Here is a 21,954-nt window from a genome sequence, read left to right on the forward strand (position 1 = left end):
CCCCCCCCCCCCCCCCCCCCCCCCCCCCCCCCCCCCCCCCCCGCTCCCACAGTTTTGACCGAGTAAGACTTCAATACTTACACCGATCTGGCGTTTCTGTGGGAGCTGGCTTGCCTGCGATTCAGACACCTCAATACATTAGGCAAAACCAGTAGATGCCATCGCAGGCAAAAGCAGAGCACGGCGGCCTGGTAGCCGACCTGAGTGGTTGAATCAAAAGCGCTGTTTTTTTCTGGAGCAGATTGCGATCTCCCGAAAAAATGGAGATCCACAATATATGGAGATCAAACTGTGGGAGCGGGCTTGCTCGCGAATGCGGTGGGTCAGTCAATTAATCGATCAACTGACACACCGCCTTCGCGAGCAAGCCCGCTCCCACAGTTTGACCGAGTGAAACTTCAGTAACTACACCGATCTGGCCTTTCTATGGGAGCTGGCTTCCAAACCGAGCCCCGCTTTTGATCCAACCACTCAGGTCGGCTCTCAGGCCGCCGTGCTTGTGATCTTGCTTTTGACGTTGATCTCAGACGCCCCGTTAACCACGATGGCCGAACGCAGGCTTGAATTCGTGGGTAACCCGGCATGACGCCGGGTTAGCCGTGCTGGGCCAAGGATGGCCCATCACGGCGGCCCACGGATTCAAGCCGGAGTGAGGGCACACCGAGCTATAGCGAGGTGCCAAGTGGTGGGGCGGAGCGTTTTGGGTTACTTTTTGCGCTCTTCAAAAAGTGACCCGCTGTAAGAGCGGAACCGATATCAGCCATAACCGCAGCAACGGATATACACACACCCTCAACCCAACCCAATCTGCTCCCTGGCCATCCTCACAACATTCTCAACCGTAAACCCAAACTTCTCCTGCAACTTGGGCAACGGCGCCGAAGCGCCAAAGCTGTTCATTACCACCTTGGCACCCGTCTGCCCCACATACCGATCCCAGCCCAAAGGCCCAGCCTGTTCCACCACCACTCGCGCTTTCACCGTCGGCGGCAACACGCTGTCGCGATACGCCTGATCCTGATCCTCAAACAATTCCCAACTCGGCATCGACACAACCTGCGCCGCCACCCCGTCTGCTTTCAGTTGCTCATAAGCCGCAACCGCCAGGCTGACCTCGCTGCCCGTGGCCAGCAACAGCACTTTCGGATCCTCGCCACTGGCCAATACATAGGCACCCTTGGCCGCCCCGGACGCGGCCGCATATTTCGTACGGTCCAGCGTCGGCAGCGCCTGGCGCGACAACACCACACAACTCGGCCGATGCGTCTGCGCCAGCGCCACTTTCCACAGCTCCAGCGTTTCATTGGCATCGCCAGGGCGCAACGTCAGCAGGCCGGGTGTGGCGCGCAATTGGGTCAAATGCTCGATCGGCTGGTGCGTCGGCCCATCCTCACCCACGCCAATTGAGTCATGGGTAAACACAAATATCACCGGCAATTCCATGATCGCCGCCAACCGGATCGGCGGTTTCATGTAGTCGCTGAACACCAGGAACGTCGACGTATAAGGCCGCAGGTACGACAGCGCCATGCCATTGGCAATCGCGCCCATGGCGTGCTCGCGAATACCAAAGTGCAGGTTGCGCCCGCTGTAGTCATCAGCACTGAAGCGCCCGGCGCCGTCGAAGGTGAGGTTGGTTTTGGTCGAGGGCGACAAGTCCGCCGAACCACCGAGCAGCCAAGGGATGTGTTGGGCGAAGGCATTCAGCACTTCACCGCCCGACGCCCGACTGGCGATGCCCTTGGCGTCCGCTAAATAACTGGGCAACCCGTCCTGCCAATGCTCCGGCATTTCCCCGGCGCGCATGCGGCGCAGTTCATCGGCGAGTTCCGGTTCGTGTTGTTCGAGCTGCGCCAGGTGCCCGGTCCAGGCCTCATGCAGCGGCTGGCTTCGCTCAAGCAGCGCGTCACGCAAGGCGGTGCGGGCCTCGTCCGGCACCAGAAAGCTGGAATCTTCCGGCCAGCCGTACGCCGCCTTGGTCAGGCGAACTTCTTCCTCGCCCAATGGCTCGCCATGGGCGGCAGAGGTGTTGTGTTTGTGCGGTGAGCCATAGCCAATCACGCTGTCGACCACAATCAGGGTCGGCGCGCCGGTATTCGCCTGAAAGGTCTGCAGCGCGGTGCTCAAGGCCTGCAAGTCATTGGCATCGGTCACGTGCAAGGTGTGCCAGCCGTAGGCCTGGAAACGCTTGATCACATCTTCACTGAACGCCAACTCGGTGTGGCCCTCGATGCTGATGGTGTTGTTGTCGTAGATCCAGCACAGGTTATCCAGCTTCAGGTGCCCGGCCAGCGACGCGGCTTCGCTGCTGATGCCCTCCATCATGTCGCCGTCACCGCACAGGGTGTAGACGTTGTAGTCAAACAGTACCTTGGCGTCGCGATTGAAACGCTCGCCCAGCCAACGCTCGGCCATGGCCATGCCAACGCTGTTGGCGCAACCCTGACCCAAAGGGCCTGTGGTGGTTTCCACGCCGGTGGTCATGCGGTATTCGGGATGGCCCGGGGTTTTCGAGCCGGCCTGCCGGAATTGCTTGATGTCGTCCAGGCTGATCGCAGCGGCGCCGGAGCGCGTGCCGTGAGCGTCAATTTCCACCACGCCGGCCAGGTGCAGCAGCGAATACAACAGCATGGACGCATGCCCGACTGACAACACAAACCGGTCACGGTTGGGCCAGTCGGGATGCTCGGGGTGGTAACGCAGGAAACGACTCCACAGCGTGTAGCCCACCGGCGCCAGGCCCATGGGCGTGCCCGGGTGGCCGGAATTGGCCTTTTGCACGGCGTCCATGGCCAGGGTGCGAAGCGTGTTGATGCATTGGGTGTCGACAGCGGTGGCAGCGTGAGTCATGAAACCGGTCTCCCTCGGGTGGCGATTTACAGTGGAGGGCAGGGCGCGGCAAAGGTTTGATTCGATCGCCTGCACTGCGACGAACGGGGATGGATTGATCTCGAACATGACAAGACCCCGTTCAATGGTCTAGCTTCAAGGGCGTAGTCCATTGATCAACATGCGGAGGTATTCCATGCCAGTGAAACACGACCTGTACCAGGATTTGGGGCGGAGCAAGGACGACGTTCACAAACGCAGGGCGGACGATAAACGGCTGGATTCGCTGCTGACTCAATATGACGCCGCCGACACAGATGTGCTCAAGGCAGAATCGGCCAGTGCCAGTGATGAAGACGTGGAGAAGCGTAAGAAGAAGCGCTTGTTGATCAAAGACGAGATCGCCAGGCGGTTGGACTCGGAGACGCCCAGCGTCCTACACAGGTAGAAACATTTGTTCAGAATTGTCTGAGGGACAGGGCGCTTTTGACTGAATATGATGCGCCCCGTCCACCTGGCTCTGGGGGCTGTTTCGGCGCAAGGATTGCGCTGTTGAGCCAGGTGGGCCTCGCTATTTCACACCAGCAGCGCCCCGGTGCATTCGGCTATCGAGCGCCGCTGCGTCTCGGCATACAACGTTAATTCATCAATCGTCTGACGGCCCAGCGCCTTCTCGAACTGCGCCCGGTTTGAATTGGCCGCGTAGTGACTCTGCGCCGCGTCGCCCAGGTTCGATTGAAAAATCCCCGCCGCACTCACCGGCAGAAAATCTTCATACACCAACGGTTCCACATCGACGTGGCCGGCCGCGATCAGCGCGTCCAGCGTGCGCGGTTGGTCCCGCGTGCCGCGTGCCGCCAAGCCTTGTTCGGTGACGAAGTAGCGGAAATACGCCAAATCCTGTTCACGCATCTGCGCGTAGTCATCAGGAAAGGCCTCGAAATGCTGCTCCATCAATTGCGTGTAACGCGCGGCGTTGCCCTCATTCGGGAACGCGCCCAGTTCGTCGCGCGCAGCGTTCAGTAGCCTGTCGTACAGCGTGCGGCCTTTGGGCGTCAGCGCCACACCGCGTTGTTCGATTTCGCCAAAGCGCGCGCTGTGGCTGCCTTTGGCGTCGGTGAACGCGATGGGCTCGTCGAGGGCCTTGAAGCTGGTTTGGCGCAGCAGGATCGGGCAGTGGCGGCGGGGCGGGCCTTCGATCACCGCTTTTGGCGTGATGCCTTTGCCGGGCATGGCCGCCTGGACCTGGTCGATATCCAGGGTGCGCGGGGTCAGGTGGTTTATATGCGGGCCTTTGAAGGCGACCACGTCAGCGATCAGCCGATGCTGGTCGCTCAGTTGCTGATACTGCGCACCGGTGACGGTAGCGGTGTGATGCCAGCGGAAGGTTTCCAGGGCCTGGCGGATTAATTCATTCGCGTCTTCAGCGTTGAGGCCACCGTCCCTTTCAGCACTGTCGATCAAGGCCAGCGCGCCGGGCGTGAAGATCGAGCGCTTGGCCAGGGCGCTGTCGGCAAAGGCGCGCAGTTCAGGGTTTTCGATCAGTTCCAGGCGCAGCAGCGAGGTGAACACGCGAAACGGGCTGGTGTTCAGTGCGTGTTCATGCACGGCGCGAAACGCGGTGGAATGTACCGGCACGCCCGCTGGCGTCAGGTCGTAATACCCCACCGGCTGCATGCCCATCACCGCAAACAAGCGGCAGAGAGTGGCCAGTTCCGCAGCGGTGCCCAAGCGGATGGCGCCGTGGCGTTCCATGTCCAGTCGCGTGATTTCCCCGGTGCGTTGCAGGTGCTGGGCCAGGCCCTGATCACTGGCCAAAACCCGGGCATTGGTGTCGGCCACCAGCGCCATCAGCGCGCCGTAAAGTGGAACTTCATCTCGGTACATGTCGGACATGGCCCTGGAGAAGCCTTTACGGATGTCATCGGGGCTGACAAAAGCGGCGGTTGGCATAGAAAAATTCCTGAACGCTGTAGAGAAGGGCGTGACCGTTCTCTGGATTTTGTTGGGCTGTGCGCCTGTGTGCAAACGAAGAATCCTCAGGACTTCATTCTGCAAATGACTGAAATGACGCAAATATGACAAAAAACGCCGGACGAGAAATTTCATTTTTGAGGGCTATTTCTAAAAAATTCTTCACGAGGTGCGCCGAGGTCGTCATGAAACAATCGTCACGTTTGTTAGGGATGAAAGCTGTTCTGCACACACCGCACATAAAAATATGTTTAGGGGCCGTCGTTAATGAAAATTTCTACACTGGCGTTATCCATCACCGCCGCCGTGCTTGCACAACAAGCCTGCGCCGATGATTTTGGACTCGGCTCTCTGGGCACAGGTACCGGTCACAGCGGTTTCCTGGAAGACAGCCACGCAGCGATCAGCTCGCGGTCCATGTACTACAACGCAGACAATCGTTCGGGGACTAACAACGATTTGCGCGAAGCTGCAACACTGCTGCGTTTTGACTACAAATCCGGCTTCACCCAAGGCACCCTCGGCGTCGGTTTCGACGTGATGGCGTTCGGCGCACTGCGCCTGGACGGTGGCGATGGCCACGCCGCAGGCCCAGGCCTGGCGGGTAACGGCAACAGCTTCTTCCCAACCAAAAACAACGGCACCGAGCCGGCTGATTCTTTCGGTCGTGCTGCGGGTAACGTGAAGTTCCGCATTTCCCAGACCGAGTTGCACGTCGGTGGTGGTTTGGCCCCGGTGCTGCCTATCCTGGTATCGAACGACAGCCGTGTTGCGCCGCAGACCTTTGACGGCGGCATCCTGACCTCCAGCGACATCCCGAACGTGACCTTCACCGGTGGTGAGCTGAACCGCGCCGAAGGCCGTGCTTCCAGCAACTCCACAGGCTTGAGCGTTGCCGGCGGCACCCGTGACAGCGACAGCTTCAAGTTCGGTGGCCTGGACTACAAACCGTTTGGTTCGTCCGACAACGCCATCGCTAAAAATCTGACGTTGCAGTACTACTACGCCGACCTGCAAGACTTCTACAAACAGAACTACTTCGGCCTGGTTCACGTACTGCCGCTGGGCAACGATCAGTCGTTCAAGACTGACCTGCGCTATTTCGACAGCACCAGCGATGGCAAGAACGGCTCGGCTGGCTACGCGTTCAACAACAACGGCGGCTTTGCCAAACACGCCGGCGAAGTGGACAACAAAACCTACAGCGCCGCGTTCACCTACCAATTGGGCGGCAGCAGTCTGATGCTCGGCCACATCGGCGTGAGTGATGACGGTGGCTTCGTTTGGGTCAACCAGGGCAGCATCGCTGACCCACAAGCACAAGGCGCGGGCGGCAGCGACTTCTACCTGTTCACCGACGCCGTGGTTGGCCAATTCTCCCGCGCGGGCGAGCAAGTCAACTTCGGTCAGTACACCTATGACTTCAAAGCCTTTGTACCGGGCCTGAAAGCGTCCGTGGCTTACCTGGACGGTACCGACATCAAGTCCAAAGTGGCTGGCGGCTCCGATCAGAAAGAAAACGAAACCGACTTCCGTCTGGATTACGTCGTGCAGCAAGGCCCGCTCAAAGGCTTCGGCACCACCTTCCGCACCGGTACTTACAAGGGCCACAACACCGGCACGGCCGATCAGGACCAAACTCGCCTGATCTTCAACTACACCTACGCGCTCTTCTAAGAACGCGCTGCGAATCTCCCCCTCTGGAGAGCTGGAAAACTGAAGGCCGCCTAAACAGCGGCCTTCAGTCTTTTTGGCACATGGGTGACTCTTCATGTGCATCCAGGGGCTGATGGGTTTTACACTGGCCGCCACTGTGTCAGTGATGGAGGACCCGATGCCGGCCACGCCCACCCACATCCTTGAAACGATCGAAGGCCAACGCCTGGCCACCCCGGACGCCGAACGCTGGCGCGAGTGGGGCCCTTATTTAAGTGAACGTCAGTGGGGCACGGTGCGCGAAGACTACAGCGCAGACGGCGACGCCTGGACGTACTTCCCCCATGAACATGCGCGCAGCCGCGCCTACCGCTGGGGCGAAGACGGCCTGGCCGGTTTCAGCGACAAGGCGCAACGCTGGTGCCTGGGCCTGGCCCTGTGGAACGAGCGCGACGCGATCATCAAGGAACGTCTGTTTGGCTTGAACAACGCCGAAGGCAACCACGGTGAAGACGTCAAGGAACTGTACTTCTTCGTCGACGGCGTGCCGAGCCATGCCTACATGCGCATGCTCTACAAATACCCGCACGCCGCCTTTCCCTACGCCGACCTGATAGGCGAAAACGCCCGGCGCGGCCTGGAAGATGCCGAGTACGAAGTGCTCGACACCGGGGTGTTTGAAGACAATCGATATTGCGATGTCAGCGTCGAATACGCCAAGCACCAGCCCGACGATATTTTCATGCGGGTCACCGTGCACAACCGTTCCGACCAGCCAACACGCCTGCAGGTGCTGCCCCAGTTATGGGCGCGCAATGACTGGAGCTGGTTTGTTGACGCCGCCAAGCCACGGCTGACGCTGGACGGTAATCAGGTGCTGGCCCGTCATCACGAACTGCCTGATCGCCACTTCAGCGCCTGGGGCCAGGACGGCGTGGAATGGCTGTTCTGCGAGAACGAAACCAACTACCCGAAGCTGGATGGCCAACCTGCGCCCGGCCCATTCAAGGATGGCATCAACGATTACGTGGTGGACGGCGTTCAATCGGCGATTCGCCGCGACGCGGGCACCAAGGTGGCGGCAAGGTTCACCCTCGAACTGGCGGGCCAGGAAAGCAAAACCCTGTACCTGCGCTTTGCCCCTACGGATGCGCCCGAGGTCAACGCACGCAAGTTGTTTGAGACGCGCCGTCAGGAAGCTGATGACTTTTACGCAGCCCTGCAACAAGGCATTGCCGATGACGATGCGCGCAATGTGCAGCGCCAGGCCCTCGCAGGTTTGCTGTGGTCCAAACAGCTGTACTACTTCGACGTGAACCAATGGCTCGACGGCGACCCGGCTCAACCCGCGCCGCCGCCCGAGCGCCTGCATATCCGCAATACCCATTGGCGGCACCTGTCGAACTTCGACATCTTGTCCATGCCCGACACTTGGGAATACCCGTGGTACGCCTCATGGGACCAGGGCTTTCAGGCGGTGGCGATTGCGCTGATCGACCCTGGCTATGCCAAGCAACAATTGTTGCTGCTGGTGAAAGACCGCTTCATGCACCCCAACGGCCAGTTGCCGGCCTATGAATGGCGCTTTGACGACGCCAACCCGCCGGTGCATGCGTGGGCCAGTTGGCGCGTGTATCAGCATGACAAAGCGTTGACCGGCGTAGGCGATATGGATTTCCTTGAGCGGATTTTCCACAAGCTGCTGCTGAATTTTTCCTGGTGGGTCAACCGCAAGGACGCCGAAGGGCGCAACCTGTTTCAGGGCGGCTTTCTGGGCCTGGACAACATCGCCTTGTTTGACCGCTCGGCCACGCTGCCGCCGGGCTATCAGCTGGATCAGGCCGACGGCACTGCGTGGGTGGCCGCCTATGCGCTGGACCTGATGCGCATCGGCCTGGAACTGGCCAAGCGCAACCCGGTGTACGTGGATATCTCGGTGAAGTTTTTCGAACACTTCCTCTATATTGCCGGCGCCATCAACCGCGTCGACGACAAAGCCGAAGGCTTGTGGGATGAGCAGGACCTGTTTTTCTACGACGTGCTGCACCGTCCCGACGGCCAGAACGAGCCGGTGCGCCTGCGCTCCATCGTCGGCCTGATGCCGCTGTTTGCGGTGCTGGTGCTGGAGCAGCGTGAACACGAAGGGCTGGAGGGGTTGCGCGAACGCTTGTTGGGTTTCATGAAACACCGGCCGGACCTGGCCAAACTGGTGTCGCGCTGGAACGAGCCGGGGCAGGGCAACCGCCTGTTACTGGCGCTGTTGCGGGGCGAACGTACCAAGGACCTGCTGCGGCGCATGCTCGATGACACCGAGTTCCTGTCGGCCTTTGGTGTGCGCTCCTTGTCCAAGTCGTTCTCCGAGCAACCGCTGGCGCTCAAGATGAACGGCGACACGCTCTCTGCGCGTTACCAGCCCGGCGAATCTGATTCACGCTTGTACGGCGGCAACTCCAACTGGCGTGGGCCGTTGTGGATGCCGGTGAACTACATGTTGATCGAATCGCTGCGTGAGTTTCACCGTTACTACGCGGATAACTTCTCGGTGGAGTACCCGACGGGCAGCGGTTACCTGGCGTCTCTGGAAGAGGTGGCGGACAGCCTCAGTCAACGTCTGACGCGATTGTTTCTACGCGATGAAAACGGCGTGCGGCCGTCGATGGCGGGGTATGCGCAATTGGAGGCGGACCCGGCGAGTCGCGATCTGGTGTTGTTCCATGAGTATTTCCATGGGGAAACCGGGCGTGGCTTGGGGGCTTCGCATCAGACGGGATGGACTGCGTTGGTGGCGTTGTTGCTGCATGTTCCGTTAAAGGCCTGAATCGGGTAAATTCGCCGGCCCAGCCCTTACAAGGATGTAGATCATGGCGAATAACGCCACTGCGTTATCCCCCGTCAAACTCTTCAGCGCCTTGGCGATTGGCGCCGGTGTTTTAGTCGCGTACCTGTACGCTGGCGGCGCCAGTGCAGCCTCGACGAGGGCAATGTGCTTGGAGTGTCAGGAGTCCAGCAGCGCCGATGCGGCGAAGTGGGTCAAAAATGGCACCTACCGTCTTGACGCCGTTACGCTTACGGATGACGAAAAAGAGTTGGAGGTAGACCCTGATTCGTTGCGCAAAATGACCCGGATCAAGCCGCCACTCCTCAGCGCCAGTGAAAATGATGCGCTGGTCGAACAAGCCATCCGTGCAATAGACAACTTCGGTGAAACAGGCGATTCCACGGTGCTGGAAAACCAGTGGCCTGAACTGACACGTCGAGCACGCTACGCTTATAGCTTCTTCATGACGGCTGACCAACCGATTGACTGCTACAACGTGTATGTGCGCGTGGGCCGCAACAAGTACTTGGTTGTGGTTGGCCGGGACTTGGAGTCCGGAGAATTCAAGTGGAGACTGGGTGAAGGGATGCTGATTAACCGCCACGGCACGGAAGGCAAGCCCGTGTACCTGGAGGAGTTCCAGAAAGTCGACGCTGCTGTGGGCCGCTGATTGGTTATCATGGCCGTGAAATGAAAAATCCCGCCATTGGCGGGATTTTTTTTGAACGCGCTGTTATCAAGTCGGGAACAGTTCGCTCAGCTTCATCGCCAACATCATGTCACCTTCAGTGCGCAGTTTGCCGCCCATGAATGCCTGCATGCCATCGGTCGAGCCGTCGACGATGCCTTCCAGGGTTTCGCTGTCCATGACCAGGGTCACTTGGGCGTCAGGGTTTTCGCCTTCTTGCAGTTCGCAGGTCTTGTCTTTAACGACTAATGAGAAGTTTTTGGTTTCGTCGATGCGGAAACCGAAGATCAGGTCCAGGCCATCAGCCGCGGCCGGGTTGAATTTGGCTTTCATTGCTTCTACAGCTTTGGCTACGTCAGTCATGGTTTCGATCCTTTTGGGTAGAGTCCAGTGACCTTGGGGTCACGGTTGGCCGCACATCATCGGAATGTGATGAGCTGCGGCGCCTTCAACAGCTGCAAGTGGGTATGACTGTTGAAGGAAGCCAGGGTCACCTCGCGACCACGAAATTTCAGCTGGTTGAGCGAGGTGTTAACAATTTGCCAGTTCAGTTCGAAGGCCTGGGCGGCAGGCATTCGGGTCAGCAGGTGGAGCAGGGCGGTAATAGTGCCGCCGGAGGTAAACACGGCGATCTTGTCGGCGTTATCCGCCGCTTCCAGAATGCGTTGCAGGCCGCCTTGCACGCGCTCTACAAACCCCAGCCAGCTTTCCAGCCCCGGTGGATCATACGTGCCGGCCAGCCAGCGTTCGATGATCAGGGCGAAGATGCGCTGGAATTCGCTGCGGTTCTGCGCGCCATTACGCAGCACGTCCACGGCGTGGGGTTCAGTGCCGAGCAGGTCGGGGAGCAGGGCGCGAATAATCGCTTCGGCGTCGAATTCGTTGAAGGCGCTGTCGACTTCAAGGGGCGGCACCGGGAGGCCAAGGGCGGCGTATTGATCGAAGGCGGCGGCGGCGGTGTGCTGCTGGCGACGCAGGTCGCCGGCGATGCAACGCTCGAAAGTCAGGCCCAGGTCGGCCAGGTGACGACCGAGCACTTGCGCCTGTTCCACGCCGACGGGCGACAGGACGTCATAGTCGTCTGCACCGAAGGAGGCCTGGCCATGTCGAATCAGATAGATGCTACCCACGTCCGTTTCCCGGTACGTTGAAAGTCTGGCGAGGTTAGGAGGATGCCTGCGAGCTGTCAATGAAAAAACATACGCTTGTTTTAAAAGCCCGTTAGAGCCCCTTTGGTGGCGGTTTGATGACTGGCTGGAACGCCGTGCCCTCGGTATGCTGGGGCGATCCGCGCCTGGCGCACTGCACTTGTAAGGAGAAATATGGATTTTTTGGCCGAATACGCGAGCTTTTTGGCGAAGACCGTCACCCTGGTGGTCGCTATTCTGGTGGTACTGATCAGCTTCGCCGCCCTGCGCAGTAGAGGTCGTCGCAAATCCGCCGGCCAATTGCAGGTCAGTAAGCTCAATGATTTCTACAAGGGCCTGCGTGAGCGCCTGGAGTCGAGCCTGCTCGACAAGGACCAGCTCAAGGCCCTGCGCAAATCCGAAAGCAAAACCGAAAAGAAAAAAGGCAAGAACAAGCCCGAGGCCAAGCCACGGGTGTTCGTGCTGGATTTCGACGGCGACATCAAGGCCTCGGCCACCGAGAGCCTGCGCCATGAAATCACTGCGCTGCTGAGCCTCGCCACACCCAAAGACGAAGTGGTACTGCGCCTGGAAAGCGGCGGCGGCATGGTGCACAGCTACGGCCTGGCGTCTTCGCAACTGGCACGTATCCGCCAGGCGGGCGTGCCGTTGACCGTGTGCATCGACAAGGTCGCAGCCAGCGGCGGCTACATGATGGCGTGCATCGGCGAGAAGATCATCAGCGCACCATTCGCGATCCTCGGTTCCATCGGTGTGGTCGCCCAGTTGCCCAACGTGAATCGCCTGTTGAAAAAGCACGATATCGACTTCGAAGTGCTGACTGCCGGTGAGTACAAACGCACCCTGACCGTGTTTGGCGAAAACACCGAGAAGGGCCGCGAGAAGTTCCAGGAAGACCTGGACATCACCCACCAACTGTTCAAGAACTTCGTGTCGCGTTATCGCCCACAGTTGGCGATCGACGACGTAGCGACCGGCGAAGTGTGGCTGGGGGTTGCAGCCCTCGATAAGCAACTGGTGGATGAGCTGCAAACCAGCGATGAATACCTGGCAACCAAAGCCAAGACCGCCGAGGTGTTCCACCTGCACTACGCCGAGCGTAAAAGCCTGCAAGAGCGCGTGGGCCTGGCGGCCAGCGGCTCGGTGGACCGGGTGTTGCTGACCTGGTGGAGCCGTTTGACTCAGCAGCGTTTCTGGTAAAGCCAGGAATGTAGCGAGTCCAAATGTGGGAGCGGGCTTGCCCGCGATGGCGGTGGGTCAGTCAGTAGATTCATACACTGACACTGCGCATTCGCGAGCAAGCACGCTCCCACACTGGTTTTGCACAGGCCTTTGGGTACAGATTTTGTAATAGTTTTGCGTTGTGGGAAATTTGTGTTTCGGTTGTACGATTTGAGTCCTTTTGCCATTGCAGGACTTGCATGAACACCCTATCGGAGCCTCCCAGTCGTCTTTCTCCAAGACATCCGCTGCCGCTGTTCCCGCTGAAGCACCCCGTATTCCGATTGCTAACCTCTTCCCGGTCCACTGATCGCGTTTTGCCGTGTCCGGCATTCTGAAAAATTATAAAGAGGCTCTATAAATGGAATGGTTAGCGGATCCTACGGCTTGGCTTGGCCTGTTGACGTTGATTGTGCTGGAACTGGTGCTTGGCATCGACAACCTGGTGTTTATCGCGATCCTGGCGGACAAGCTGCCGCCAGAGCAGCGCGACCGGGCGCGGCTGATCGGTTTGTCCCTGGCATTGCTGATGCGCCTGGGCTTGCTGGCGAGTATTTCCTGGCTGGTGACCCTCACTCAGCCGCTGTTCGAGGTGTTCGACAAGAGCTTCTCGGGCCGTGACTTGATCATGCTGTTTGGCGGCGTGTTTCTGCTGTTCAAGGCCACCATGGAATTGCACGAGCGGCTTGAAGGCCATGTAGCTCAGCGCAGCGGCAACGTGGCGTATGCGATGTTCTGGCCGATCGTGGCGCAGATCGTGGTGCTCGACGCGGTGTTCTCCCTTGATGCGGTGATTACTGCCGTAGGCATGGTGGACGAACTGGCGGTGATGATGATCGCGGTGATCGTGTCCATCGGCCTGATGATTGTGGCGAGCAAGCCGCTGACCCGTTTCGTCAACGCGCACCCGACCGTGATCATGCTGTGCCTGGGCTTTTTGATGATGATCGGTTTTGCCCTGACCGCCGAAGGCTTGGGTTTTCATATTCCCAAGGGCTACCTGTACGCGGCGATTGGTTTCTCGATTCTGATCGAAGTGTTCAACCAGATCGCCCGTGCCCGTCGCAAGAAGTCGGCGCAAGGCACGTTGCCGGTGCGTCAGCGCACGGCCCATGCGGTGATGCGCTTGCTGGGCGGCCGCAGCCTGGCCGTAGAAGGTGTGGATGATGAGGTGGCCGATTTGCTCGGCGAGCCGGATGCGAACCAGGGCCCGTTGTTTGATCGACGCGAGCGCGTGATGATCAGCGGCGTGCTGCAATTGGCCGAGCGGCCGATCCGTACCTTGATGACACCACGGGCCCAGGTGGACTGTATTGATCTGGCGGACGATCCCGACACTATCCGCCTGAAATTGATGCATTCGTCCTATTCCCGACTGCCATTGATCCGCAACGGTGCTGTCGATGAGCCCTTGGGTTTCGTGCATAAAAAGGAGTTGCTCAAGGAATATCTCGCCGGCAATGAACCCAATCTCGAGCATTTGGTGCGTCGGGCAATCAACCTGCTGGAGAGCTTTTCGATCCTCAATGCGCTGGAGCAGATGCGCCAGGAGTCGACCCACATCGCCTTTGTGATCAACGAATTCGGCGACTTCATGGGCGTGTTGAGCATGACCGACATTCTCGAATCCATCGCCGGTGAACTGCCGGATGCCAGTGAAATCGAAGGGCCGGACATTGTCGAGGAGGGGGAGGGGTTTCGTGCCAACGGCGCCTTGAACCTGAACCTGATTAGCCAGCGCACGGGCTTCAAGGCACTGCCCAGCGAGGATTACCAGACGCTGGCGGGTTTGGTGATGAGCTTGCTGGACCGTTTGCCAAGGGTAGGCGACAGCCTCGAGCATGAAGGCTGGCGCCTGACGGTGGCGGCGGTGGAGGAGCGGCGGGTGACGCAGGTAATCATGGCGCGTGCGGTCTAAGTTAACCCTCGCCTGATAGCAACCTGTCAGTACCAGTCGATGGGGTTTTAAGGGGGGGGGCGACGCGGCTGAAAACGTCCTCCAGGAATTGTTGCTGTTCACCCGTATCACCGATCCCCTTATGGTTCTCGACTTCCTTGCCATCTTTGTAAACCACCAGCGTGGGGGTGCCATCCACCCCCTCAACTTTCGCGATAGTCTCCGTATCCAGAACCAGGCCTTTCACGCGGCCAGCATATTTTTCGGCCACGTTTTCAAAGAGTGGGCCGACCCCCACGCACGCCTCGCAGTATTGAGACTTGAATAACACGATCACCCACTCATGGTGTTTCAGAGCCAGTTGGTATTCGTTGAAGTAATCAACAGCGCTTGCACTTCCCATGATGATCTCCCTGTATGCCAAGCCAAATGGGTCTGCCTGTTACGCTAAATCCAGAGATCACCCCCGTCTACTGTCAACTCTGACAGGTAGCCCCGTTCAGGCGTCGGTCCCGCGCTCCACGCGTTCCCGCGCCTTGCGTGCCTGGCTCGCACATTTTCTGTATTCCTCATTGTCCCTGGAGGCCTTGGCCTTGCGATAGCCGTGGTGGTTCTGGCTGGTGTAGTTGGTGCTGAAGGCTTCCTTGAGTTTGCGCAGTTCTTCCTTGCATTCACGGCGGTCGTTACTCGCCGACGCATTGCCAGCGACACACAAACAGATCAGGAGCAGGGCGAGGCTCGGTTTCATCGGGGCGCGATCCTTATCGACAGGGATGTGCAAAGGCTAGCCCAGCGCCGGGATTTTTCCACGCCCAGGCGCGCGCCCGGAAGGTGCGCTGTAACACCGCGTTTGCGCACTCAATCGGGGCTGTCACCGAGGTCTGGGGCTTTGGGTAGCAATGGTGTTCCGCGTGGTGGCTTGTCGCCCTATGGCGCATCAATATTTACCCCGTTGATTTTTAAGCGCTTTATACCTTTCATATTTTTCTGTTACCGCGTGTGGCACACTTTCTGCTGTCTATTCCGTTGTTACATACTAAGTTCCGGTATAGCGGAATACACAACTCTTGGAGTGCTTGTCATGCATCACCGACCTTCCGTGTTTAAAGCGTGTGTTTTTCTCTTCGCCGCATCGGCTTCCCTCGCAAGCGTTGCTCATGCGGCGGACAGCAAGCTCGATGATGTGCTCAAGCGTGGGCATCTCATCGTGGGTACAGGCAGTACCAATGCGCCGTGGCACTTCCAGGGAGCGGATGGCAAGTTGCAGGGTTTTGATATCGACATCGGCCGCATCGTGGCCAAAGGCTTGTTCAACGATCCGAGCAAGGTCGAGTTTGTGGTGCAGTCTTCCGACGCACGCATTCCCAACCTGCTGACCGACAAGGTCGACATGAGTTGCCAGTTCATCACTGTCACCGCCAGCCGTGCGCAGCAGGTTGCCTTTACCCTGCCGTACTACCGCGAAGGCGTGGCCCTGCTGCTGCCGACCAACAGCAAGTACAAGGAAATCGAAGACCTGCAAGCCGCCGGCGACAGCGTCACCGTGGCCGTGCTGCAGAACGTTTACGCCGAAGAACTGGTGCACCAGGCGCTGCCAAAAGCCAAGGTTGATCAGTACGACAGCGTCGACCTGATGTATCAGGCCGTGAACTCCGGCCGCGCCGATGCCGCCGCCACCGACCAGTCTTCGGTCAAGTACCTGATGGTGCAGAACCCAGGCCGCTACCGCAGCCCGGCTTACGCCTGGAGCCCGCAAACCTACGCGTGCGCCGTCAAGCGTGGCGACCAGGACTGGCTGAACTTCGTCAACACCGCGCTGCATGAAGCCATGACCGGTGTGGAGTTCCCGACTTACAAAGCCTCGTTCAAGCAATGGTTCGGTGTGGACTTGCCAGAACCTGCCATCGGTTTCCCTGTTGAATTCAAGTGATGTGTAAACCGGGGGCGCAGCGTGTTGCGCCCCGTTTCAGGTACTGCCGACCATGAACTATCAGTTGAACTTTGCCGCCGTGTGGCGCGATTTCCCCAGCTTGCTGGCGGGGCTCGGCCTGGGCCTTGAGCTGGCCCTGCTGTCGATCGCCATTGGCTGCGTGATCGGTTTGATGATGGCGTTTGCCATGCTGTCCAAACACCGCGCGCTGCGAATTTTCGCCTCGGTGTATGTGACCGTGATTCGCAATACGCCGATCCTCGTGCTGATCCTGTTGATCTACTTCGCACTGCCGTCGCTCGGGATTCGTCTCGATAAAATCCCCTCGTTCATCATCACTTTGTCGGCGTACGCCGGTGCCTACCTCACCGAAGTCTTCCGCGCAGGGCTGCTGAATATTCCCAAGGGGTTGCGTGAAGCCGGCCTGGCCATTGGCTTGGGCGAGTGGCGCATCCGTGCCTACATCACCGTGCCGGTGATGCTGCGCAACGTTCTGCCGGCGCTGTCGAACAACTTCATTTCGCTGTTCAAGGACACCTCGCTGGCGGCCGCGATTGCGGTGCCGGAGCTGACCTATTACGCCCGCAAGATCAACGTCGAAAGCTACCGGGTGATTGAAACCTGGATGGTCACGACCGCGCTCTACGTGGCTGCCTGTTACCTCATTGCCATGCTGCTCCGTTACCTGGAACAGCGTCTGGCGATCCGTCGTTAAGGAGGGGTTTGCATGTACGAGTCCCCCAGCTGGTTGCATGAGTTGTGGATCGCCCGGGATACCCTTTGGGCGGGCTTTCAAACCAGTGTGTATGTGTCGGCGCTGGCCATTATTTTCGGCACCCTGATCGGCATCCTTGCCGGGTTGCTCCTCACCTACGGCAAGTTCTGGATGCGTGCGCCGTTTCGGCTGTATGTCGATTTGATCCGCGGCACGCCAGTGTTTGTGCTGGTGCTCGCGTGTTTTTACATGCTGCCGGCGCTTGGTTGGCAAATCACCGCGTTCCAGGCTGGCGCGGTCGGGTTGACGCTGTTCTGCGGCTCCCACGTGTCGGAAATCGTGCGCGGCGCGCTGCAAGCTATTCCCCGAGGGCAACTGGAAGCGGGCAAGGCGATTGGCCTGACGTTCTACCAGTCTCTGGGCTACGTGTTGTTGCCCCAGGCGCTGCGCCAGATCCTGCCGACCTGGGTCAATTCCTCCACGGAAATCGTCAAGGCCTCGACCCTGTTGTCGGTGATTGGCGTGGCCGAGTTGCTGCTGAGTTCCCAGCAAGTGATCGCGCGCAATTTCATGACCCTGGAGTTCTACCTGTTCGCCGGGTTTCTGTTCTTTGTCATCAACTACGCCATCGAGTTATTCGGGCGCTACATTGAAAAGCGGGTGGCCTTGCCATGAACCAACCTCAAAAAGAACAACCGCTGCTGAACATTCGCGGCCTGCGTAAACAATATGGCCAGGTGGAAGTGCTCAAGGGCGTCGACCTGTCCATGCAGCGCGGCAACGTGGTGACATTGATCGGCTCCAGCGGCTCGGGCAAGACCACGCTGTTGCGCTGCGTCAACCTGCTGGAAGAGTTCCAGGGCGGGCAGATCACCCTCGACGGCGAGTCTATCGGCTACAGCGAAATCGCCGGCAAACGCGTGCGCCACCCTGAGCGGGTGATCTCCCAGCACCGCGCCATGACTGGCATGGCGTTCCAGCAATTCAACCTGTTCCCGCATTTGACGGCGCTGCAAAACGTCACTCTCGGCCTGCTCAAGGTCAAGAAAATGGGCAAGGACGAAGCCGTGGCGCTGGCCGAAAAATGGCTGGACCGCGTGGGCCTGCTGGAGCGTCGTAACCACTTTCCCGGCCAACTCTCCGGCGGCCAGCAACAGCGAGTGGCAATTGCCCGCGCCATTGCCATGAACCCAAGCCTGATGCTGTTCGACGAAGTCACCTCGGCCCTCGACCCGGAACTGGTGGGCGAAGTACTCAGCGTGATCAAGGGCCTGGCGGAAGAGGGCATGACCATGTTGCTGGTCACCCACGAAATGCGCTTTGCCTATGAAGTCTCCGACAAGATCGTGTTTATGAACCAGGGCCGCATTGAGGAGCAGGGCAGCGCGAAGGACATCTTCGAACGCCCGCAATCGCCACGCCTGGCAGAATTTTTGAAGAATATTCGTTTTTAATCAGGAGTTATTTTTATGAGCATTACTCGTTACGGCACCGGCAGCACCGCCGGCGGCGGCCAGCCTCGTCCTTTCGCCCGTGCGGTGGAAGCGGACGGCTGGCTCTACGTCTCGGGCCAGGTGCCAGCGGTAGACGGTGAAATCATCAACGGCGGCATCGTCGAGCAAACCCGCCAGACCATGCGCAACGTGGTGGCGATTCTCGAAGAAGCCGGCTACGAACTCAAAGACGTGGTGCGCGTGGGCGTATGGCTGGAAGACCCACGCGACTTCTGGAGTTTCAACAAAGTCTTCGGCGAATACTTCACCCCCGAACACGCCCCGGCGCGTGCCTGTGTGCAGGCCAACATGATGGTCGATTGCAAGGTCGAGATTGATTGCGTGGCGTACAAGAAAAAAGGCTAAATGCAGAGATCTTTTGATCGCCACATACCCAATGTGGGAGCGGGCTTGCTCGCGAATGCGGTAGATCAATTACAGATGCATTCACTGACACACCGCATTCGCGAGCAAGCCCGCTCCCACAGGGGATCTGTGTTGATAGCAACACCTTTTAACCGGACCGACACTGCCATGACCGAAGACACCATCAAACGCCGCGCCAAAGGCCTCGACCGTGCGTTCGATATCTTGGACTTTCTCAAGGAAATCGGCCAGCCCCTGCGCCCGAATGATATCGCCAGCGGCATCGGCAGCCCCAAATCCACGGTCTACGAACTGGTTGCCTCGTTGCTTGAGCGACGCATCCTCGAAACGGTGGGCAAGGACGGTCACGTCTACCTCGGCCGCCAGCTGTACTTCCTTGGCCAGGCGCACCTGCGCCATTTCGACCTGACCCGCGAGGCGGATTTTGCCTTGCAGGAAATCGTCAGCCAAACCCACGAAACCGCGCAAATGTGCCTGCTCAACGGGCGCAAATACACGGTGGCGCTGATGCGCGAGGGCGAGCGGCATTTTCGTATTTCCTCTGATATCGGCGAAAATGCGCCCATCCCGTGGACCGCCTCCGGGCGCCTGCTGCTGGGGCACTTGAGCGATCAGCAAATCATCGACCTGATCGACGACGAGGACTTCATCCTGCCGGACGGCCAGCGTTTGCCGCTGGAGACGTTCCTGGCGCAAATCCGTCAGGCCACCCTCGAGGGCTTCTTTTCCTTCGACAGCGTGGCCGACACCTTTACCCATTGCTTTGCCGCCCCGGTGCGGGACGCGCACGGCGTCAGCATTGCGACCTTGTGCATCGTCGCCCCGCGCGCCGACGCGATCAAACATTACAACGACTATCGCCGGGTGTTGATCGACAGCGCCAACAACCTGGCCCGGCGCATTAACGAATAGGAGTTTTCCATGTCCGCCTTCAACGCCGTTGAAAAAGGCGCCGCCGCCGTTGGTGCGTATCTGGTCCGTGATGTCAGCCTGCCGGCCCTGGTGCTGCACCGCGACGCCCTGGAACACAACATTCGCTGGATGCAGGACTTTGTCAGCAAGAGCGGCGCGCAGCTTGCGCCCCACGGCAAAACCAGCATGATGCCGGCGCTGTTTCAGCGCCAGATCGAGGCGGGCGCCTGGGGCATTACCCTAGCCAACGCCGTACAAACCCGTGCCGCCTATGCCGGCGGCATTCGCCGCGTATTAATGGCTAACCAACTGGTCGGCGCGCCGAACATGGCGTTGATCGCAGACCTGCTGGCTGACCCTGATTTTGACTTCCACTGCATGGTCGATCACCCGGACAACGTCGCCGACCTGGGCCTGTTCTTCGCCGCCCGTGGCCTGCGCCTGAACGTGATGATTGAGTACGGCGTAGTGGGCGGCCGTTGCGGTTGCCGCAGCGAACAAGAAGTGCGCGACCTGGCCAAGGCCATCAAGGCCCAGCCAGCGTTGGCCCTCACTGGCATCGAAGGCTACGAAGGCGTGATTCACGGCGAGCATGCCATCAGCGGCATCCGTGCTTTCGCCGCCAGCCTCGTGCGGTTAGCGGTGGACCTGCAAAACAATGGTTCTTTCGACCTGCCCAAACCCATCGTTACCGCGTCGGGTTCGGCGTGGTACGACCTGATCGCCGAATCGTTCGAGGAACAAAACGCCGCTGGCCGCTTCCTCAGTGTGCTGCGCCCGGGCAGTTACGTCGCCCACGACCACGGCATCTACAAAGAGGCGCAATGCTGCGTCCTCGACCGCCGCAGCGACCTCAACGAAGGCCTGCGCCCGGCGCTGGAAGTCTGGGCGCATGTGCAATCGCTGCCCGAGCCTGGCTTTGCGGTCATTGCCCTGGGCAAACGCGACGTGGCCTACGACGCCGGTTTACCGGTGCCGCTAAAGCGCTACAAGGCGGGCGTTGTGGCGGCTGAAGGCGATGACATGACCGCGTGCAAAGTCACGGCGGTGATGGACCAGCACGCGTTCATGACCGTGGCGGCGGGCGTGGAGCTGCGTATCGGCGACATCATTTCGTTCGGCACTTCTCATCCGTGCCTGACCTTCGACAAGTGGCAAGTGGGTTGCCTGGTGGATGAGCAGTTGCAGGTGGTTGAGTCCTTGCATACTTGCTTCTAGACCGAGTCGTGGCCATCGCAGGCAAGCCAGCTCCCACATTTTGAGCGGTGAATACAGTTCAAATGTGGGAGCTGGCTTGCCTGCGATGGGGCCCTCCAGAACACCCGAGACAACAACCATGACCACCCAACCGCGCATCGCCCTCATCGGCGAATGCATGATCGAACTGCAACACCGCGCCGACGGCAGCCTGCACCAAAGCTTCGGCGGCGACACCCTGAACACGGCCGTCTACCTGCGTCGTGAGCTGGGCGGCAGCGCCAGCGTCGATTACGTCACCGCCCTGGGCGATGACAGTTTCAGCGACGCCATGTGCCAGCAATGGACCGACGAAGGCCTCGGCCTGGGCATGGTCCAGCGCCTGCCCGGCCGCCTGCCGGGCTTGTATTGCATCCAGACCGACGCCAACGGCGAGCGCAAGTTTCTCTATTGGCGCAACGAAGCGGCCGTGCGCGACTGCTTCACCACGCCAGCGGCTGAGCCGATCCTGGCGGCATTGCCGGGCTACGACATGGTGTATTTCAGCGGCATCACCCTGGCGGTGCTCGGTGAAGTTGGCCGCGAGCGGTTACTCAACACCCTGATTGAAACCCGCAGGCGTGGCGGCAAAGTGGTGTTCGACAACAACTACCGTCAGCGTCTGTGGGCCAGCGTTGAAGTGGCGCGCGCGGCGTATCACGCCGTCATGGCCGAGGTGGATATCGCCTTGCTGACCGAAGATGACGAGCGCGCGTTGTTTGGTTATGAAAACAGCGAGCAGGTGTTTGCGGCGTACCCGGCGATTGCCGAAGTGGTGCTCAAGCGTGGCGCTGATGCGTGTTTGATTCGCTGCGCGGGCGAGCGCTTCGGCGTGCCGGCGCTGAAGGTTGAGAAGGTGGTGGACACCACGGCAGCGGGCGATTCGTTCAGCGCGGCGTATCTGGCCAGTCGGATCCAGGGCGAGTCGCCGGAGCAGGCTGCAATGGCGGGGCATCGGTTGGCCAGCCGGGTGATTCAGGTGCCGGGGGCTTTAATTCCCAAGTGAATGGCCGCCTGCGGCGGTTCGCGAGCAAGCCCGCTCCCACAGGT

Annotated in this window: 20 protein-coding genes; 14 read left to right on the forward strand and 6 right to left on the reverse strand. The window is 59.6% G+C overall.

Going from position 1 to position 21,954, the window contains the following annotated elements; genetic code table 11:
* Positions 1–792 precede the first annotated feature (792 nt).
* Positions 793–2,850: a transketolase gene (gene tkt, locus Q7C20_RS25250; RefSeq protein ID WP_375070980.1), complete on the reverse strand. Its 2,058-nt coding sequence runs from the start codon at positions 2,848–2,850 to the stop codon at positions 793–795.
* A 175-nt stretch (positions 2,851–3,025) separates the two neighbouring features.
* Here tkt and Q7C20_RS25255 point away from each other — a divergent pair, with 175 nt between their 5' ends.
* Entirely contained in the window at positions 3,026–3,277 is a 252-nt protein-coding gene (locus Q7C20_RS25255) for a DUF465 domain-containing protein (RefSeq protein WP_375070981.1), read from the forward strand.
* Between the two features lie 128 nt (positions 3,278–3,405).
* Here Q7C20_RS25255 and Q7C20_RS25260 read toward each other — a convergent pair whose 3' ends face one another.
* Positions 3,406–4,782: a VOC family protein gene (locus Q7C20_RS25260; protein ID WP_375070982.1), complete on the reverse strand. Its 1,377-nt coding sequence runs from the start codon at positions 4,780–4,782 to the stop codon at positions 3,406–3,408.
* Between the two features lie 288 nt (positions 4,783–5,070).
* On the opposite strand from Q7C20_RS25260, the gene Q7C20_RS25265 reads away from it, so the two are divergent.
* The 3 genes from Q7C20_RS25265 to Q7C20_RS25275 all read left to right on the forward strand — a co-directional run bounded on the left by Q7C20_RS25265 (position 5,071) and on the right by Q7C20_RS25275 (position 9,947).
* Positions 5,071–6,480 (forward strand): OprD family outer membrane porin, encoded by a 1,410-nt coding sequence (locus Q7C20_RS25265; protein ID WP_375070983.1) that lies wholly within the window; start codon positions 5,071–5,073, stop codon positions 6,478–6,480.
* Between the two features lie 157 nt (positions 6,481–6,637).
* Complete coding sequence (locus tag Q7C20_RS25270; RefSeq protein ID WP_375070984.1) at positions 6,638–9,277, forward strand: glucosidase; 2,640 nt, start codon at positions 6,638–6,640, stop codon at positions 9,275–9,277.
* 43 nt (positions 9,278–9,320) lie between these two features.
* The gene (locus Q7C20_RS25275; RefSeq protein ID WP_348060676.1) at positions 9,321–9,947 is read left to right on the forward strand and encodes a hypothetical protein; all 627 of its coding nucleotides are present in this window, start codon (positions 9,321–9,323) and stop codon (positions 9,945–9,947) included.
* Positions 9,948–10,013: 66 nt separating this feature from the next.
* On the opposite strand, the gene Q7C20_RS25280 is transcribed toward Q7C20_RS25275, so the two are convergent.
* Both Q7C20_RS25280 and Q7C20_RS25285 read right to left on the reverse strand, forming a co-directional pair.
* Positions 10,014–10,328 carry an SCP2 sterol-binding domain-containing protein gene (locus Q7C20_RS25280; RefSeq protein ID WP_375070985.1) on the reverse strand — a complete coding sequence of 105 codons (315 nt, stop codon included), beginning with the start codon at positions 10,326–10,328 and terminating at the stop codon, positions 10,014–10,016.
* 56 nt (positions 10,329–10,384) lie between these two features.
* Positions 10,385–11,095, reverse strand: coding sequence for a histidine phosphatase family protein (locus tag Q7C20_RS25285; RefSeq protein ID WP_375070986.1), 711 nt, complete (start codon positions 11,093–11,095; stop codon positions 10,385–10,387).
* A gap of 192 nt (positions 11,096–11,287) precedes the next feature.
* Here Q7C20_RS25285 and sohB point away from each other — a divergent pair, with 192 nt between their 5' ends.
* Together sohB and Q7C20_RS25295 are read left to right on the forward strand one after the other, a co-directional pair.
* Positions 11,288–12,313, forward strand: a complete 1,026-nt coding sequence (sohB, locus tag Q7C20_RS25290; protein ID WP_375070987.1) for a protease SohB — start codon at positions 11,288–11,290, stop codon at positions 12,311–12,313.
* Positions 12,314–12,695: 382 nt separating this feature from the next.
* The gene (locus Q7C20_RS25295; RefSeq protein ID WP_375070988.1) at positions 12,696–14,252 is read left to right on the forward strand and encodes a transporter associated domain-containing protein; all 1,557 of its coding nucleotides are present in this window, start codon (positions 12,696–12,698) and stop codon (positions 14,250–14,252) included.
* Between the two features lies 1 nt (position 14,253).
* Here the strand turns inward: Q7C20_RS25295 and Q7C20_RS25300 are convergent, their stop codons facing one another.
* Positions 14,254–14,634, reverse strand: a complete 381-nt coding sequence (locus Q7C20_RS25300) for a thioredoxin family protein (RefSeq protein WP_375070989.1) — start codon at positions 14,632–14,634, stop codon at positions 14,254–14,256.
* A 96-nt stretch (positions 14,635–14,730) separates the two neighbouring features.
* Positions 14,731–14,979, reverse strand: coding sequence for a hypothetical protein (locus Q7C20_RS25305; protein ID WP_348060665.1), 249 nt, complete (start codon positions 14,977–14,979; stop codon positions 14,731–14,733).
* A gap of 333 nt (positions 14,980–15,312) precedes the next feature.
* Between Q7C20_RS25305 and Q7C20_RS25310 the strand changes: the two genes are divergently transcribed.
* From Q7C20_RS25310 to Q7C20_RS25345, 8 genes are all read left to right on the forward strand, one after another.
* A complete protein-coding gene (locus Q7C20_RS25310) occupies positions 15,313–16,161 on the forward strand; it encodes a transporter substrate-binding domain-containing protein (protein WP_375070990.1) in 849 nt (282 codons plus the stop codon).
* 52 nt (positions 16,162–16,213) lie between these two features.
* Positions 16,214–16,876 (forward strand): amino acid ABC transporter permease, encoded by a 663-nt coding sequence (locus tag Q7C20_RS25315; protein WP_375070991.1) that lies wholly within the window; start codon positions 16,214–16,216, stop codon positions 16,874–16,876.
* A gap of 12 nt (positions 16,877–16,888) precedes the next feature.
* Positions 16,889–17,551, forward strand: a complete 663-nt coding sequence (locus tag Q7C20_RS25320) for an amino acid ABC transporter permease (RefSeq protein WP_375070992.1) — start codon at positions 16,889–16,891, stop codon at positions 17,549–17,551.
* Positions 17,548–18,330: an amino acid ABC transporter ATP-binding protein gene (locus tag Q7C20_RS25325; protein ID WP_375070993.1), complete on the forward strand. Its 783-nt coding sequence runs from the start codon at positions 17,548–17,550 to the stop codon at positions 18,328–18,330. The genes Q7C20_RS25320 and Q7C20_RS25325 overlap by 4 nt, the downstream gene beginning before the upstream one ends.
* Positions 18,331–18,345: 15 nt before the next feature.
* Positions 18,346–18,735, forward strand: coding sequence for a RidA family protein (locus Q7C20_RS25330; protein WP_078742925.1), 390 nt, complete (start codon positions 18,346–18,348; stop codon positions 18,733–18,735).
* Between the two features lie 168 nt (positions 18,736–18,903).
* On the forward strand, positions 18,904–19,668 hold the full coding sequence (locus Q7C20_RS25335) for an IclR family transcriptional regulator (protein WP_375070994.1): 765 nt from the start codon (positions 18,904–18,906) through the stop codon (positions 19,666–19,668).
* Positions 19,669–19,677: 9 nt separating this feature from the next.
* Positions 19,678–20,886 (forward strand): amino acid deaminase, encoded by a 1,209-nt coding sequence (locus Q7C20_RS25340; protein WP_375070995.1) that lies wholly within the window; start codon positions 19,678–19,680, stop codon positions 20,884–20,886.
* Between the two features lie 118 nt (positions 20,887–21,004).
* Positions 21,005–21,910 (forward strand): sugar kinase, encoded by a 906-nt coding sequence (locus tag Q7C20_RS25345; RefSeq protein WP_375070996.1) that lies wholly within the window; start codon positions 21,005–21,007, stop codon positions 21,908–21,910.
* The last annotated feature ends 44 nt before the right edge of the window (positions 21,911–21,954 follow it).

Source organism: Pseudomonas sp. AMR01, assembly GCF_041946035.1.
Classification (GTDB): Bacteria; Pseudomonadota; Gammaproteobacteria; order Pseudomonadales; family Pseudomonadaceae; genus Aquipseudomonas; species Aquipseudomonas antarctica_B.

Coding starts and splice junctions, on each gene's coding strand:
- sohB (WP_375070987.1), top strand. CDS start 11,288: ATGGATTTTTTGGCCGAATACGCGAGCTTTTTGGCGAAGACCGTCACC.
- Q7C20_RS25310 (WP_375070990.1), top strand. CDS start 15,313: ATGCATCACCGACCTTCCGTGTTTAAAGCGTGTGTTTTTCTCTTCGCC.
- Q7C20_RS25345 (WP_375070996.1), top strand. CDS start 21,005: ATGACCACCCAACCGCGCATCGCCCTCATCGGCGAATGCATGATCGAA.
- Q7C20_RS25325 (WP_375070993.1), top strand. CDS start 17,548: ATGAACCAACCTCAAAAAGAACAACCGCTGCTGAACATTCGCGGCCTG.
- Q7C20_RS25260 (WP_375070982.1), bottom strand. CDS start 4,782: ATGCCAACCGCCGCTTTTGTCAGCCCCGATGACATCCGTAAAGGCTTC.
- Q7C20_RS25300 (WP_375070989.1), bottom strand. CDS start 14,634: ATGGGAAGTGCAAGCGCTGTTGATTACTTCAACGAATACCAACTGGCT.
- Q7C20_RS25315 (WP_375070991.1), top strand. CDS start 16,214: ATGAACTATCAGTTGAACTTTGCCGCCGTGTGGCGCGATTTCCCCAGC.
- Q7C20_RS25295 (WP_375070988.1), top strand. CDS start 12,696: ATGGAATGGTTAGCGGATCCTACGGCTTGGCTTGGCCTGTTGACGTTG.
- tkt (WP_375070980.1), bottom strand. CDS start 2,850: ATGACTCACGCTGCCACCGCTGTCGACACCCAATGCATCAACACGCTT.
- Q7C20_RS25335 (WP_375070994.1), top strand. CDS start 18,904: ATGACCGAAGACACCATCAAACGCCGCGCCAAAGGCCTCGACCGTGCG.
- Q7C20_RS25340 (WP_375070995.1), top strand. CDS start 19,678: ATGTCCGCCTTCAACGCCGTTGAAAAAGGCGCCGCCGCCGTTGGTGCG.
- Q7C20_RS25255 (WP_375070981.1), top strand. CDS start 3,026: ATGCCAGTGAAACACGACCTGTACCAGGATTTGGGGCGGAGCAAGGAC.
- Q7C20_RS25265 (WP_375070983.1), top strand. CDS start 5,071: ATGAAAATTTCTACACTGGCGTTATCCATCACCGCCGCCGTGCTTGCA.
- Q7C20_RS25270 (WP_375070984.1), top strand. CDS start 6,638: ATGCCGGCCACGCCCACCCACATCCTTGAAACGATCGAAGGCCAACGC.
- Q7C20_RS25280 (WP_375070985.1), bottom strand. CDS start 10,328: ATGACTGACGTAGCCAAAGCTGTAGAAGCAATGAAAGCCAAATTCAAC.
- Q7C20_RS25305 (WP_348060665.1), bottom strand. CDS start 14,979: ATGAAACCGAGCCTCGCCCTGCTCCTGATCTGTTTGTGTGTCGCTGGC.
- Q7C20_RS25330 (WP_078742925.1), top strand. CDS start 18,346: ATGAGCATTACTCGTTACGGCACCGGCAGCACCGCCGGCGGCGGCCAG.
- Q7C20_RS25320 (WP_375070992.1), top strand. CDS start 16,889: ATGTACGAGTCCCCCAGCTGGTTGCATGAGTTGTGGATCGCCCGGGAT.
- Q7C20_RS25275 (WP_348060676.1), top strand. CDS start 9,321: ATGGCGAATAACGCCACTGCGTTATCCCCCGTCAAACTCTTCAGCGCC.